Raw genomic sequence first — 14138 nt, forward strand, 5'->3', positions numbered from 1 at the left:
ATTCATCCTATGATTGGGCGAAAGTGCAAAATCCATGACAGACATCGCTCCACTGATCAAACGTTCCCTGGTCGACCAGGCCTTGGAGCAACTGCGCCTGCGTATTGCCCAAGGCGTTTGGGCCATCGGCGAACGCCTGCCTACCGAGCCGGAGCTGTCTGCCGAGCTGGGCATCAGTCGCAATACCGTGCGCGAGGCCATGCGTGTATTGGCGTTCTCTGGCTTGATCGAAATCCGCCAGGGTGACGGCAGCTATTTGCGCTCGATGACCGATCCGTTGGGCACAATGCGTGCGCTGTCCCATTGCTCCCTGGAGCAGGCGCAGGAGACGCGGCAGATCCTGGAGGTGGAGGCTATCGGCCTCGCCGCAATGCGTCGCACCGATGAAGACCTCGACGCGTTGCGCCAGGCGCTCCAGGCCAGTGCCGAGCTGTATCACGGTGACCTGGAGGCTTACATCAACGCCGACCTGGTGTTCCACCGTCGGTTGGTAGACGCCGCACACAACCCGACCCTGAGCGAGCTGTACCACTATTTTTGCGCCGTCATCGGCGCGCAGTTGCGCCAGACCCTGAACATTTCACCGCGTCGCCAGGCCGTGTTCGATCTGCACCGCGCGTTGCTCGATGCGGTGGAGCACCATGACCCCGAACGCGCCAAATCCTTCTGCCGGCAGTTGATCAATGAACCCTGAAACCCAACGCAAGACTGAACTCGAACAGCTATTGATCGACGCCGAAGCCGATGACGAGGTGGTGCAACACACGTCGCCGCTCGTCACCCGCCCGTGGCTGTTGCTGCTGGGCCTGATCCTGGTGGCGCTGAACTTGCGCCCGGCGCTGTCGAGCATGGCGCCGCTGCTCAGTGAGGTGTCCGCGAGCCTGGGGTTGTCAGCGGCCAAGGCCGGTTTGCTGACCACCTTGCCGGTGTTGTGCCTGGGCCTGTTCGCGCCGCTGGCGCCGGTGCTGGCGCGGCGCTTTGGTGCAGAACGGGTGGTGCTGGGCATCCTGCTGGCGCTGGCCGCCGGCATCATTGTGCGCAGTTCGTTCGGTGAGATCGGCCTGTTCGCCGGTAGCCTGATTGCCGGCGCAAGCATCGGCATCATCGGCGTGTTGTTGCCGGGGATCGTCAAGCGTGACTTTGCCAGGCACGCCGGCACCATGACGGGCGTGTACACCATGGCCCTGTGCCTGGGCGCTGCGCTGGCGGCAGGGGCTACAGTGCCGTTGAGTCATTACTTCGGCGACAGCTGGAACATCGGCCTGGGGTTCTGGGTTTTGCCGGCGCTGCTGGCGGCGTTGTTCTGGTTGCCGCAGGTCGGGTCGAAACACGGTGCGCATCAGGTTGCTTATCGGGTGAAAGGACTACTGCGTGACCCGCTGGCCTGGCAGGTCACCTTGTACATGGGCCTGCAATCCTCCCTGGCCTACATCGTGTTTGGCTGGCTGCCGTCGATCCTGATCGGGCGCGGCCTGAGTGCTACCGAAGCCGGGTTGGCGCTGTCCGGCTCGATCATCGTGCAATTGTTCAGTTCGCTGGCCGCACCCTGGCTGGCCACCCGTGGCAAAGACCAGCGCCTGGCGATTGTGGTAGTGATGCTGCTGACCCTCGGCGGCCTGTTTGGTTGCCTCTATGCACCCTTGGATGGCCTGTGGGGCTGGGCGATTGTGTTGGGCCTGGGCCAGGGTGGCACGTTCAGCCTGGCCTTGACCCTGATTGTATTGCGCTCGCGCGATTCCCACGTGGCTGCCAATCTGTCGAGCATGGCTCAGGGCATCGGTTATACCCTGGCCTCGGCAGGGCCGTTCGCGGTCGGCCTGGTGCATGACTGGACCGGCGGCTGGAACGCGGTCGGCTGGATTTTCGCCGTGCTCGGCGTGGGTGCGATCATCGCCGGCCTGGGCGCCGGACGCGCGCGCTATGTGAACGTGCGCAGCGAACAAGTCTGAGCCTACAGGTACACCACCTCCAGAGTGGCGGACCCGTCCATGTACACCTCGTTTGCCACGTCCAGCGTTTCGAGCGGGGCGATGACCGCCTCGAGGCTGGCGCCGGCGCTGAGGTTCTGCACAGGATCGGGGCCGTGATTGCTGCCGGCGCTGGCATTGAAGCCGAGGTAGCGCCTGGCGTCGATGGCGATCCGGCCGGTGTGCGCGCTGCTCCATGGCCCGGCCGTGGAGGCGGAATCGGTGCGGTACACCTGGGTCCAGGCGTCGGCGGTGGTGCGCGCAGGGTCGAACGTCAACTGGTAGCGGCCGATTTTCCGCTCGCGTGCGTCCAGGCCCAAGCCGTAATGGGTGCTGTCGGCGGGCCCGGTGGCCGAGCCCTGGCGGTTGTCCAGCAGGTGCAGGGCAAAGGCGGTGGGCGCGTCGCAACTGACACTGACCACCAACAGGCGGGCGGGCAGGGGGGTCTCCTGGCGACGCTGCAAATCCATCGCCGACAACTTGCCGAACGCAACGACGCCGCCGTTGGACAGGCTTGGCGTGCAGGCGGCCGGGGCGAAGCGGGCTTGCAGGCGTAGCTCACGCGAACGGCCGCTGGCCAGGGCATCGACTATACCGCTGGCGTTCCAGGTGACTGCATCGCTTACCCGCACCGCGCCGTCACGCGCCCAGGCCTTGGCCAGCAGCTGTAATGACAGGCTGCGCCCTGTCACGGGCACACCGTTGAGCATTGGCATCATCAGATGATCAGGGCGCCAGTTCAGCGCCGCGCTGACCGCCACGGGAGGCTGGCCGGCGCCGGCCAGCAAGCCCAGTTCGACAGCCCGGCCATCCACCACCGCATCGCTCGCCTGCAGGCGATAGCTGCCGCGCTCGGTCAGTTGAAAGCGCTGCGCGTTCGCCGCCAACGCGCGGTAAAACAGACTCAGGTCGGTGGGCTGCGCGCAATTGACTGTCAGACTCAAACGACGCTCACCCAGCAGCCGTTCCGGCGCGGGCAACCGGATGATGGCGCGGTTCATCAGGCCAAAATCGAGCAGCGATTCACTCAGGTTGAGCTGGCATGGCTCTGCGCCCCAGGCGTCGGCACCCAGCAGCAGGCTCAAACCCAGCACGGCGGATGTGTAACCCATGGCTATCGTCCTCATGGCAGGCACCGGGCGGGTGCGGTTTCGTAATACACCCGGGGGTCGCCCCGTTCCGGCAGCGAGTACTCCAGACGGCATGCTGCATTGCCGGGCGCTTTGATCCACAGGGCGCGCTGCTCGAGTACATCAGGCAGGAACACTTGGCTGCCTTGCTGTACCAGGGTCACGAATTCACCGTCGGCGGTGCTGACGGTCGCACCGCGTGGCAATGGCCGGCCGTCTTCGGTGGTGACGTTCAGCAATGCGCGACGGGTGAGGGCCACGCCGAACTGCACCTTGTCCACCGCCCCGCGACCGGCCGCGACCACGGCCAGGCCGTTGCTGATATCGGCATTGCGCGGCAGCGAGCGTGTCTGCACTTCCACCGGGCTGCGTCCGTATGCACTGAGCTGCGGCACCACGGCCTGGCCTTGCCAATCGGTCCATACCGGGCCGCTCGGGGTGCTGACCTTGATCCCGGCCATGTCGCCCACCGACATCAGCGCAAAGGTGTCGCGCACCGAATACGGCGAGAAGGTGACGCCGTCGCCGTGCACCACCACGCCGCCGCGAGCGCCGCCCTGGTAGCTGCTGCGGTTGTTGTCGGCGCGGGTGTAGTTCAGGTCCAGTTGGGTGTAATAGGGCAGGGCCGAAACGCCGAAGGTCGATTCCATGACGCGGTCGCGGCTGTCGCGCTCCACGTCGACGCGGTAACTGAGCTGGTCATTGAGCGGCTCGCTCACACCGACCCCCATACGATGATCACTGCCGGAGCGTCGCGCCCAGGCCCGGCCGCGACGGTCGTCGCCCAACGGCAGGCTGAGGTTCAGATACACGCTGTTATCGCCCTGGTCACGCCCGCCAATCTGCCACTCGGCACTGGCGGAAATCGACACGCCGCCGACGCTCTTGCCCCAGGACGCCAGTGCGCGGCTGGCGCTGTAGCCGTCATACGCAGACGAGCGCGAGAAACCGGCACTGAACGCTCCGAACCAGGGGTGCGCCCACGAGGTGCTCAGGCTTTGCTGATCGCGATAACGCGAGCGCTGCTGCGCGCTGGTGCGAGTGGGGTAAGTCGACTCCTCCAGGCCGCGATAGCCCAGGGAGCGCCAGGAACCGGCGGTGGTGATCGACCAACGCTCGGTCAGGCGCTGTGACCATGACAGGTCGGCCTGCATGCCCTGCCCGCCGCCGTCAAGGCTGGCCTGGGCCGCCTGTGCGCCGAACTGCAGCTGGCTGTCTTGCCAGGGCAGCCACCCCAGATTCAGTCCCGTCGAGCGGTAACCCTCGGCCAGCAGCGCGCCCACGCTCACGCTTACCTGAGGGTGCAGTGCGCCACTCCAGCCGCCGCTGACCACCCACGGCTCGGTGCTTTGGCTGGCGCCTACCTGGCGCACGCGCCCGGCGGCCAGCGAGTAACCCGGCGCGGGCAGGCCCAGGCCGAGCATGGCGGCCGGCACGCTGAAGCGGCGTTCTTCGCCGTTGGTTTCGCGCACCGTGACGTCGACGTCCGAGCGACTGTTCAGGCGGCGTACATCGGTCAGCGAAAACGGTCCGGCCGGCACCACGGTGGAGTGGACCAGCGTGCCGTTCTGACGTATCTCCACCTGAGCCGGGCTGTTGGCGATACCGCTGATGGTCGCGCCCTGGCTCTGGTCCTGCAGCGCGGTTTCGGTCAGCACTTGCGCACCGGTCATTTGCGCTCCCGCCAGCACCGGGTTGTAGAGGTTGATCTGCCCGGCTTGCAGCACCGCTTGTTGGGCGGCGAAGGTGCGTTGGGCGTAGGCGTCCAGGTGGGTGGTGTTGGTGCGGCCGTCCTGCCAGGTTTTCACCTGGCGGCTGCGCACGATCCAGTCACCGGCGTTGAAACCGACTTCGGTATTGGCCGAGCCGAAGCGATTGCTGCTGGCTTCGTACTGGTTGTGCAAACCGGTCAGGTCATAGTTGAGCAGGCCGGCCACGCCGCCGGTCTGGTAGCCGGAAATATCCTGGGTCATCGGGCGCAAGGCGCTGGTCGGCACCACCAGTGCCAGGCTCAGGCTGGCGGGGTCTTGTTCGATCGCGGTCTGCGGATACGCCTCGATGAAGGGCTGGCAGTCAACATCAGCGGCGGGCATCACCAGGTTGCCCGCATCCAGCAGCGCGCGGTTGAAGCACAGGTCGCCGCGTTGATCGAACAGCACCCGCACCCGACCGCGACGCTGGCCATTGACGCTCAGGTTGACGGCATGCTGTCCGGCAGTGAAACGCGGGGCTTGCAGCAACAGCAGGGCCAGCTGCGGGTCGATGCCCCGTCGTGACAGGGTCTGTGGGTCAAAGGTGCCCGCTGGCAGGGTGTCATCGGCGATAGCCGGCCATGCATTGCCCAAGCTCAACGCCACCCCGGCCAGGAGCGTGCGGGAGCGGTGAGATGAAACGCCGGGCAGGGCGGCGCCGTCGCGATCAGTCATGGCTGTGCTCTCAGGGTCGAACTCAGGGCCCGGACGCAAGCGCGCCCGGGTTTTTACAGGGCGATGGGCGCGTCGTAGGGCGCCACGGCAAACCCGTAGACTGTGGCCGGTTGCAGACGCACGGCGGTGCCTGTTGCCGTGCTGGCGGTAACCGTGAGGGTTTCCCCCGGCAATACATAGGTGCGCGGTAGTAATGCCGAGCCCGTGCCCGGCAACAACTGCAGCTCCTGCGCCAGGCGCACCACATACGGCGTGGGGTTATGCACACTCAGTTGGTTGCCTTTCAAGCGCCAGGCCAGCCCGGTCCAGGGCGTGCGGTTTACCGCCAGGCCTTTGGGATGCAGAATCACCGGCAGGTTCTGGCGCACCGTGACGCCTACTTGTGCGTGTCCGGCCTGGGCGCTGGGGCGGCCCTGGGGCAGGCCTTCGAAGATCACTCGTTTCAGGCGTTGGGTGGCCAGGGGTTTGGGCGATTGCAGGATGAAGCGCACCAGTTGGGTCCGGGAGGGCTCGACGCGGGCCAGGGGCGGTGTGACGAACAGCAGCGGCTCGGTGTCTTCGGGGATGTCTTCGAGGGTGACGTGCAGCAGCGCCAGTTTGCCATCGGTATTGGTGACCGACACCGAGGCTTCACCCTCGGCCTCGTGGACGATCACCACTGACGTGTCCGGCACCATGCCATCGGCCCTGGCCGGTGTGCCGAGCAACCCGGCCAGTGCGCCGACGGCCAGGGCAACGGGAAAATTCAGCATGGCTACAGGTACCTCAGGTCGATCACGATGGAGCCGTCCAACGGTACCGCCTGGGTGAGGGTCAGGTAGGCGGCTGCGTTGATCGAGGTAGCGATGTGCAGGGCTGCTTTCAATTCACGATGGGGTTCGGGCACCAAAGTGCCGGGTTTGGCGAAGCCCATATAGTTGTCGGGGTATGCATTGGTTTCCGGGAACCAGGTCTGGCCCTGGTTGCTGGAGGCCAGCACCAGCACGCGCTCACCGTCGGACGTGACCTCGCCATAGGCCAGGGCTACCGTGCCGAGGCGTTCGGTGGGGTTGTGCACGTTATGGCCCAGGCCGTAGAAGAAACCGGGGCCCAAGGAAGAGTCTGCGCGGTTATCGACCCCCACCAGTACAAACAGCACCGCTTCGTTGCATTCCACGTTCAACTCCAGGGATTTACCGGGCAGGGGCGTGTATTCGAATTGGTTGAGGCTGCGGGCCGGAATCTCGCCGTGGTTGACGATGCCACTTTCGGACAACCTTGGCGTGCAGGCGCTGGGGGTGATGGTGCCGGTGACCGTGATGTCGGTCATTGAGGCGCAGAGGGCGGGGGTTGCCGTCAAGCAGAGACCGAGTGTCGTCAAGCGACGAGTGAGCGTGTTCATGGGAGGGTGGACGACCGTGAGTGAACAGGTTGAGGGCAACGCACGAGCGATTGGCCGTGCGCTGCCTGGCTGGGCGTTACAGGTACTTGACGGTGAGGGTCACGGAGCCGTCGATGGTGACCTCGTTGGTCAAGGTCAGCTGGCTGGCCGGGGCTATCTCCGGTTCCACATACAGGTCCGCGCTAAACATCTGAACGGGAATGGGCGCAACCGTGCTGGTGTTGGCCACGGAGAGAATGTTGTCGCGCATGAAGAAGCGCTCTATGGACCAGGTCGAACCGCCATCGTAGGAGCCGATTGTCCTGGCCGCCACGGTATCGGCTACGGGGGCGAGCAGCCGCAGGGTCATGTTGCCGAGCTTTTCACTGCCGTTGATCAGGCCCAGGCCGAATTCCATGGTGTCATTGTTGTTGTCCGAGCCTTCGCGATTGTCCTTGGCTTCGATCGCCATCAGGGTCGCCGCGTCGCAGGTGACGGTGAGTTGCAGTGTTTTGAGGGGCAATGAAGTAGCGGTGTCGACATTCAGGTCCTTGGCGGAGATCTTGTCGTAGTCGACCTTGCCGCCATTGGACAGTTGCGGCGTGCAGGAGCTTGGCGTGATCACCCCCTTGACGGTCAAGGTGGTACTGGAGGCGGCGAAAGCCTGGCCGGCAGTGGCCAACAGTGTGGTGGCGATCAGGGTGTTGAGTGTCTTGTTCATGGGGGCTCCGAAAAATGGAATGGCTGGAAAAATGGCGGCTTACCAGTACTTGATCTGCAAGGTGGCATGCCCATCGATGGGCACCTCATCCAGCAGCGGCAGTTGGTCGGCCGGGACAATCACGGTGACGGCGAGCAGGCTGGCGTACAGGTGCTGCAGGGCGATCGGGATATTGGGCATGCCGGGCGCTGCAAACGCCGTCAGCGCCGCGTGGCCCAGGTAGTCGGAGGTTTCCCAGCTGGCGCCGCCGTCGCGAGACACAATGGTGTTCACGGCCACCTTGTCCGCCACGGGTTCGAACACACCGAACGCCACGCTGCCGAGCATCTGCTCGTCGTTGATCGTGCCCAGGCCGTGCAGGGCTGGATCAATCGCTGAGCTGCCGGCGCGGTTATCCAGCGCAGTAAGGGTGAATAATGTCGGTGCCTCGCAGTGCACTTCCAGGATCATCAGTGCCAATTGCAGGGTAGTGGGCGTGTGCCTGGAGAGGTCTCTTGCCGCCAACTTGCCGTGGTCCACCACACCGCCCTTGGACAGGTCTGCGCTGCAGGCGCTGGGGGTGATAATCCCGGTGACGCTCAAGTGGGTCGCGCTGGCTGCGAGTACGCTGGGTGAGCCAGCGGCCAGCGCCAGCACCAGTGTGGCCGGGGAGAGCCTTTGCATGGTCACAAATCCTTGTGGGGCCGGGTGAATAAAGTTCGTTGCTCGATCATGCCCAACTGCACTTGCCTGATCAGGCTCAATCCGCAGGGCAGGGCACTGATTGTCCTGGAACAGACATTTATGTGCGTTTAAAGCGTGGGCTGCGCATCTGTCTGGAGCGACAGCAAGGCTATCGGCGACGCCGGGTGGGTGGAATGCAACAATTACGATTGTGAGGCTCCTGGATTGCGCCTTCCGGCCGATAGGGACGTGGCTTGGCAAGCGTGGGAAAAAGAGCAAATGTCGTAGTTGTTGTATCGCCGAGTATCACTCGTTCGGATATTTTTTCAGTTCAGTATTTATATCTTCTTTGTCAAAAGAGTGGGTTCAGTCAGGAAGTCCCAGGCGCACGGGAATATTTCTGGCGAGTCGATTGCTCTGCATGAGGTCACTGTGTGCCGGATTTCCCCTCAGACCGTGGGCCCATGCCACGCGGCGTGGCTGTTTGCGCAAGTTGGCAACAAGCAAGGGTGCTGGTGGTTGATGACCACAATGCTTATCGATTGTTGATGAGCGCGTTATTGCACAAGCTGGGCGTGGCCTGTGAGGCGGTGGGTGACGGGCAATCAGCCCTTGAAGCATTGGCGGCGCGGCGCTTTGACCTGGTGATCAGCGACTGTCGGATGCCGGTGATGGACGGATACGCCTTGGCGCGTGAGTTGCGCCGTCGAAAGGTCGATATCCCTGTGATTGCTCTGACCACAGGCATGGGGCCGGAGCAGATTACGCGATGCCTGGAAGCGGGCATGGATGGCTGGTTGCTTAAGCCCGTCGGCCTTGAGCAACTGCGCGACCTGCTGTCGTACTGGTTACCCGGTACCTGGGCGCGTCCACTTCAACCCTGGTCGCCGGCGACGAGTGTCTTGCATCGCGCTCGGGTGCCTACTCGGGCGGACCTGATCACCATCTTCGGTTCCTGGGAAGCGTTGGCCCCGCTGCTGCAGACCCTGTTGAGCGAGGCGCAGGAAGACTTGCGGTTGCTGGAGCGGGCGCAAATCAGCCAGGATATTCTGCTGGCGACTCAGCGCTTGCATCGTCTGGTGGGCAGCCTGGTATTTCTGGGGGCTGGCGACCTGGAGCGCCAGGGCATGGCGCTGATCGAGAACATTCATGTGGCCGGTATGGCAGAAAACAGGAAGGCGATGCAGCGTTTTCGACGACGGATCGAAAGTTACCTGATACACCTCGCCAACCTTTAAAGGAACGTTTGAGTGTTGAGAACTCGCTATCCAGGTAGTGAATTTCTGTAGGTCTTTTCCTTTTGTTTTGTAGGTGGTTGCTGTATGCCGGTAAATACGGGCGATGCAAGCCAAGTGCAAGTTTGTGGGCGGTTGTTACAAGCAACTACCCGAGGTATTTTGATTTGACTCAAATTGCCATCATGGAAGTAACCAATGCTTCGCATAATTATTGCTGACGACCACCCTATTGTCCGCGTTGGACAAAAAGTAGTGGTCGAGGCGAGCGGACGATGCAAGGTAGTGGGGGAAGCCAATGGTCCGGATGAGTTGGTGGACCTGCTCAACCACATTCCCTGTGATGTGATTGTTACCGACTTTGCCATGCCCGGTGACCAACAAGCGGACGGGTATGGCTTGTTGGGTTTATTGCAGCGTCAATACCCGCAGATACCGGTGATTCTCGTCACTATGTTTGCCAGTGTCACCACCCTGCGAGAGGCATTTGCTCACGGCGCACGTGCGGTGGTGGCCAAGAGCGCCTCGGCGCGGGAGCTGCCCCAGGCCCTCACAACGGTCAGCGCCGGCCGCCAGTTCGTCAGTGAGTCCTTGCGTGCCCAGCTTGACCTGATCGGCCCGACGCAACTGACCCAGGTGCCGCAATTGTCCGGCAAAGAGCGGGAGGTGGTGCGTATGCTCGCAAGCGGCATGACCGTCAGCCAGATTGCCGCCCGGGTCAACCGCAGTATTTCCACCATCAGTAAACAGAAAAGTACGGCGATGAACCGCCTGTGTATTTCCACCGACGTGGACCTGTTCGCGTATGCGAGGGAAAGCGGCATGGTGCCCTGAAGTTATAGGCTGCCAGGGGTTTGTATTTCGATGTTTGAAAAGTCTGCTTTCGTATTACTTGTATAGTCGATGCGGCGTTGTGAAGTTAGCCTGAGCGATTGCTTTCGGTGTGTGCAGGTCGAGGGCTTGATCATTCCCGTTCACTACAATGTTGACTGCTGGTTAAACTACCTGTGATAAATACAGTAGTAACCTGTAGTCGATGCACTGCGAGTGTCAACTAACGAATGGGTCACCCTCTGTGCATCTGAACGCTGTTGAAGCGTAATTTGCCGATTGGCGAACGTCGTCTGCCTATAACCTCGCCCGGTGTCGCTTATTCCTGGGATGAATAGCCATGGATTTCCCGCGTAACGGGGGCTATCGTTCAGCACCCCCGACTACCGTGCGAAATTTGCCCATGCGTGACCCCCACAACGCCTTGATCACCGAGTTCTACAGCGCTTTCCAGCGCCTGGATGCCGAAGCCATGGCGGCCTGCTACACCGACGACGTGGTGTTCAGCGATCCGGCCTTCGGCGAACTGCGCGGCCGGGACGCCGGCGATATGTGGCGCATGCTCACCACCCGCGCCAAGGACTTTTCCCTGACGTTCGACCAGGTGCGCAGTGATGCAACCACCGGCAGCGCGCACTGGGTGGCGACGTACCTGTTCAGCGCCACCGGCAATACCGTGGTCAACGATATCGGCGCCAGGTTTGTGTTTCGCGACGGCAAGATCTGCGAACACCATGACCACTTCGACCTGTGGCGTTGGTCGCGCCAGGCGTTGGGCCTCAAGGGCCTGTTGCTCGGCTGGTCGCCAGCGCTGAAAAACGCCGTGCGTGCCCAGGCACGCAAAGGCTTGAAGGCATTCCAGGCCGGTCGTTGATAAGATTGGCCTCCCTGCGGTTTGCCGAAACGACTTGTGACTGATCCTTCTGACCCCAAACCCTGGTTTGTCTACCTGGTGCGCGCCGCCAATGGCTCGCTGTATTGCGGCATCAGCAATGATCCGGTGCGCCGCTTTGCCTCCCATCAAAGCGGCAAGGGCGCGCGGTTTTTCTTGTCCAGCCCCGCTGTTGCGCTGGTTTATACCGAGCAGTGTGCAAGCAAAGGGGAGGCGTTGCGCCAGGAGCGGCTGATCAAGAAGTTGAAGAAGAGCGCCAAGGAATGCCTGGCGGCGAGCGGCTCATTGATTGACAGGGGCGACTAGGGGGCATCCGAGAAAATATTTTCTGATTCGGATGAGGTAAACCCACAGCCCATCCGTGTAGTGCATGAAACTGCGATTTATTCGCATTAACAGCGTTTTCTACACGGGTTCTCACAGCATGAAGGCAACGGCAAGCGGTTGGGTAAAACAGTGGCTGGGAGCCTCGGTATTAGCGGTGTCGGGGTTGGCATTGCTGCCGCTTGGCATCGCCCAGGCGCAGGAGCAGCAAAGCGCCCAGTTCAAGTTTGCCCTGGCCGCCAAACCGTTGCCCCAGGCCCTGAGCGATTTCAGCCGGGTCACCGGCCTCAGCGTGATCTACACCGATGACGCGCCCTATGGCCTCAATGCCCCGGCGGTCAGCGGGCAGATGAGCGCGACCCAGGCCCTGCAACGCCTGCTGAGCCATTCAGGGTTTACCTTTCGCCAGATCGACCCCCACACCCTGGCCCTGGAGCCGGTGCCTACCGACGCAGCGGTGAGCCTCGGCGCCACCACCATCAGCGCAGCCAACCCGACCCAGGACAGCACCAGCTACCAGCCGCCGCCCACCAGCTCGGTGACGCGCTCCCGTGGCCTTTTGCTGGAAACCCCGCAAACCGTCAACGTGGTGCCGGCCCAGGTGCTGCGCGACCAACAGCCGCGCAACCTGGATGACGCCCTGGGCAATATCAGCGGCATCACCCAGTCCAACACCCTCGGCAGCACCCAGGACGCGGTGATGTTGCGCGGTTTTGGGGACAACCGTAACGGCTCGATCATGAAGGACGGCATGCCGGTGGTGCAGGGCCGGGCCATGAACGCGACCGCCGAGCGGGTCGAAGTGCTCAAGGGCCCGTCGTCTTTGTTGTATGGCATCCAAGACCCGGGCGGCGTGGTCAATATCGTCAGCAAGAAGCCCGAGCTGGTGCAGTCCACCTCCCTGACCGCCCGTGGCTCGAGCTTCGGCAGTGGCAAGAACGGCAGCGGTGGCAACCTGGACACCACCGGCCCGCTCGGCGACAGCGGCCTGGCCTATCGGTTGATCGTCGATCATGAAGATGAAGACTATTGGCGCAACTACGGCACCCACCGTGAGACGCTGGTGGCGCCGTCCCTGGCCTGGTACGGCGACACCACCCAAGTGGTAGCGGCCTATGAACACCGCGAATTTCTCGCGCCGTTCGACCGTGGCACCGCCATCGACCCCAAGACCAACCACCCGTTGAATATCCCGGCCACCCGTCGCCTGGATGAGCCATTCAACCACATGCAAGGCCGCTCGGATTTGTACCGCCTGACCGTCGACCACGACCTGAACGACGACTGGAAAGCCCACTTTGGCTACAGCTGGAACCGCGAGACCTACGATGCCAGCCAGGTGCGCGTGGTCAAGGTCAACACCAACGGCACCCTTACCCGTAGCATGGATGGCACCCAGGGCGCGTTGACTACCGACCGCTTCGCCACGGCGAGCCTTGAAGGCAAGGTGAACGTGGCCGGCATGCAACATGACCTGGTGTTCGGCCTGGACGACGAGTACCGCAAGATCTATCGCGCCGACCTGATTCGCCAGGCGCCCCGTGGCACTTTCGACTACAACAACCCGGTGTACGGCAATGAAGTGGCGGGGTCCAGAGTCAGCGCCCCGGACAGCAACCAGACCGATCTGCTGCGCAGCGACTCGCTGTTCTTCCAGGATGCTATCCACCTCAATGACCAGTGGATTCTGGTCGGCGGTGCGCGCTACCAGATGTACGACCAATACGCCGGCAAAGGCGTGCCGTTCACCGCCAATACCGATGGCAACGGCCAGAAATGGGTGCCGCGTGCCGGGCTGGTGTATCGCTACACCGATGAGCTGTCGTTCTATGGCAGTTATACCGAGTCGTTCAAACCCAACTCCACCATCGCACCGTTGGCCAATAAAACCGTGCTGGATGGCAGTCTGGACCCTGAAGAATCCAAGGCGTGGGAACTGGGCACCAAGTTCGACCTGCCGGGCCGCATCACCGCGAGCGCGGCGCTGTTCACCATCGATAAACGTAATGTGCTGGTGCAGGTTGGCGATGGTTTGACCTCGGTCTACAGCGTGGCGGGCAAGGTGCGATCCCGCGGACTGGAAGTGGATGCCAGCGGCCAGTTGACCGACAAGTGGAGCCTGATCGGCAGCTACGCCTACACCGATGCCGAGGTCACCGAAGACCCGACGCTCAAAGGCAACCGCCTGCAGAACGTGGCGAAAAACACCGGCTCGCTGTCGGCGGTGTATGACTTCGGCAGCATCCTGGGCGGTGATCAACTGCGCGTCGGCGCGGGCGCTCGTTATGTGGGCGAGCGCGCCGGGGACGCAGCCAATAGCTTCGAACTGCCGAGCTACACCGTGGCCGATGTGTTCGCCAGCTATGACACCCGGCTTGAGGGGCAGAAGGTCAAGTTCCAGCTCAATGTGAAGAACTTGTTTGACCGTACTTACTACACCTCCTCGGTGAACACGCAGTTTGTGTCCGTAGGCGATGCGCGGCAGGTGTCGGTGTCCAGCACGCTGACCTTCTGAATGCGATTCGCTTTATGTGCGAGGGGGCTTGCCCCCTCCCACATTGACACCTGAGCTGTTAGCGTTGCCGCCAT

Annotated in this window: 13 protein-coding genes; 7 read left to right on the top strand and 6 right to left on the bottom strand. The window is 62.7% G+C overall.

The genetic code is table 11. From position 1 onward, the window contains the following. Positions 1-34: 34 nt before the first annotated feature. Together TU73_RS15865 and TU73_RS15870 are read left to right on the top strand one after the other, a co-directional pair. Entirely contained in the window at positions 35-694 is a 660-nt protein-coding gene (locus tag TU73_RS15865; protein ID WP_057013007.1) for a FadR/GntR family transcriptional regulator, read from the top strand. Beyond that, entirely contained in the window at positions 684-1949 is a 1266-nt protein-coding gene (locus tag TU73_RS15870) for a CynX/NimT family MFS transporter (RefSeq protein ID WP_057013008.1), read from the top strand. Before TU73_RS15865 ends, TU73_RS15870 begins: the two co-directional genes overlap by 11 nt. A 2-nt stretch (positions 1950-1951) precedes the next feature. On the opposite strand, the gene TU73_RS15875 is transcribed toward TU73_RS15870, so the two are convergent. From TU73_RS15875 to TU73_RS15900, 6 genes are all read right to left on the bottom strand, one after another. Next, entirely contained in the window at positions 1952-3079 is a 1128-nt protein-coding gene (locus tag TU73_RS15875) for a DUF1120 domain-containing protein (RefSeq protein WP_057013009.1), read from the bottom strand. An 11-nt stretch (positions 3080-3090) separates the two neighbouring features. After that, complete coding sequence (locus tag TU73_RS15880; protein WP_057013010.1) at positions 3091-5523, bottom strand: fimbria/pilus outer membrane usher protein; 2433 nt, start codon at positions 5521-5523, stop codon at positions 3091-3093. 53 nt (positions 5524-5576) lie between these two features. After that, entirely contained in the window at positions 5577-6275 is a 699-nt protein-coding gene (locus tag TU73_RS15885) for a fimbria/pilus chaperone family protein (protein WP_057013011.1), read from the bottom strand. Between the two features lie 2 nt (positions 6276-6277). Beyond that, the gene (locus TU73_RS15890; protein WP_057013012.1) at positions 6278-6904 is read right to left on the bottom strand and encodes a DUF1120 domain-containing protein; all 627 of its coding nucleotides are present in this window, start codon (positions 6902-6904) and stop codon (positions 6278-6280) included. Between the two features lie 76 nt (positions 6905-6980). Further along, on the bottom strand, positions 6981-7604 hold the full coding sequence (locus tag TU73_RS15895; protein WP_057013013.1) for a DUF1120 domain-containing protein: 624 nt from the start codon (positions 7602-7604) through the stop codon (positions 6981-6983). Positions 7605-7643: 39 nt separating this feature from the next. Further along, positions 7644-8267 carry a DUF1120 domain-containing protein gene (locus TU73_RS15900; protein ID WP_057013014.1) on the bottom strand — a complete coding sequence of 208 codons (624 nt, stop codon included), beginning with the start codon at positions 8265-8267 and terminating at the stop codon, positions 7644-7646. Positions 8268-8731: 464 nt separating this feature from the next. Between TU73_RS15900 and TU73_RS15905 the strand changes: the two genes are divergently transcribed. The 5 genes from TU73_RS15905 to TU73_RS15925 all read left to right on the top strand — a co-directional run bounded on the left by TU73_RS15905 (position 8732) and on the right by TU73_RS15925 (position 14064). Next, positions 8732-9505, top strand: a complete 774-nt coding sequence (locus tag TU73_RS15905) for a response regulator (protein ID WP_057013015.1) — start codon at positions 8732-8734, stop codon at positions 9503-9505. Between the two features lie 195 nt (positions 9506-9700). Next, positions 9701-10336 carry a response regulator gene (locus TU73_RS15910; protein WP_057013016.1) on the top strand — a complete coding sequence of 212 codons (636 nt, stop codon included), beginning with the start codon at positions 9701-9703 and terminating at the stop codon, positions 10334-10336. Between the two features lie 400 nt (positions 10337-10736). After that, complete coding sequence (locus TU73_RS15915; protein ID WP_057013017.1) at positions 10737-11207, top strand: nuclear transport factor 2 family protein; 471 nt, start codon at positions 10737-10739, stop codon at positions 11205-11207. Positions 11208-11243: 36 nt separating this feature from the next. Then, entirely contained in the window at positions 11244-11531 is a 288-nt protein-coding gene (locus TU73_RS15920) for a GIY-YIG nuclease family protein (RefSeq protein ID WP_057013018.1), read from the top strand. Positions 11532-11649: 118 nt separating this feature from the next. Continuing rightward, complete coding sequence (locus TU73_RS15925; protein WP_057013081.1) at positions 11650-14064, top strand: TonB-dependent siderophore receptor; 2415 nt, start codon at positions 11650-11652, stop codon at positions 14062-14064. The last annotated feature ends 74 nt before the right edge of the window (positions 14065-14138 follow it).

The organism is Pseudomonas libanensis, from assembly GCF_001439685.1.
In the GTDB taxonomy this organism is placed as follows: Bacteria; Pseudomonadota; Gammaproteobacteria; order Pseudomonadales; family Pseudomonadaceae; genus Aquipseudomonas; species Aquipseudomonas libanensis.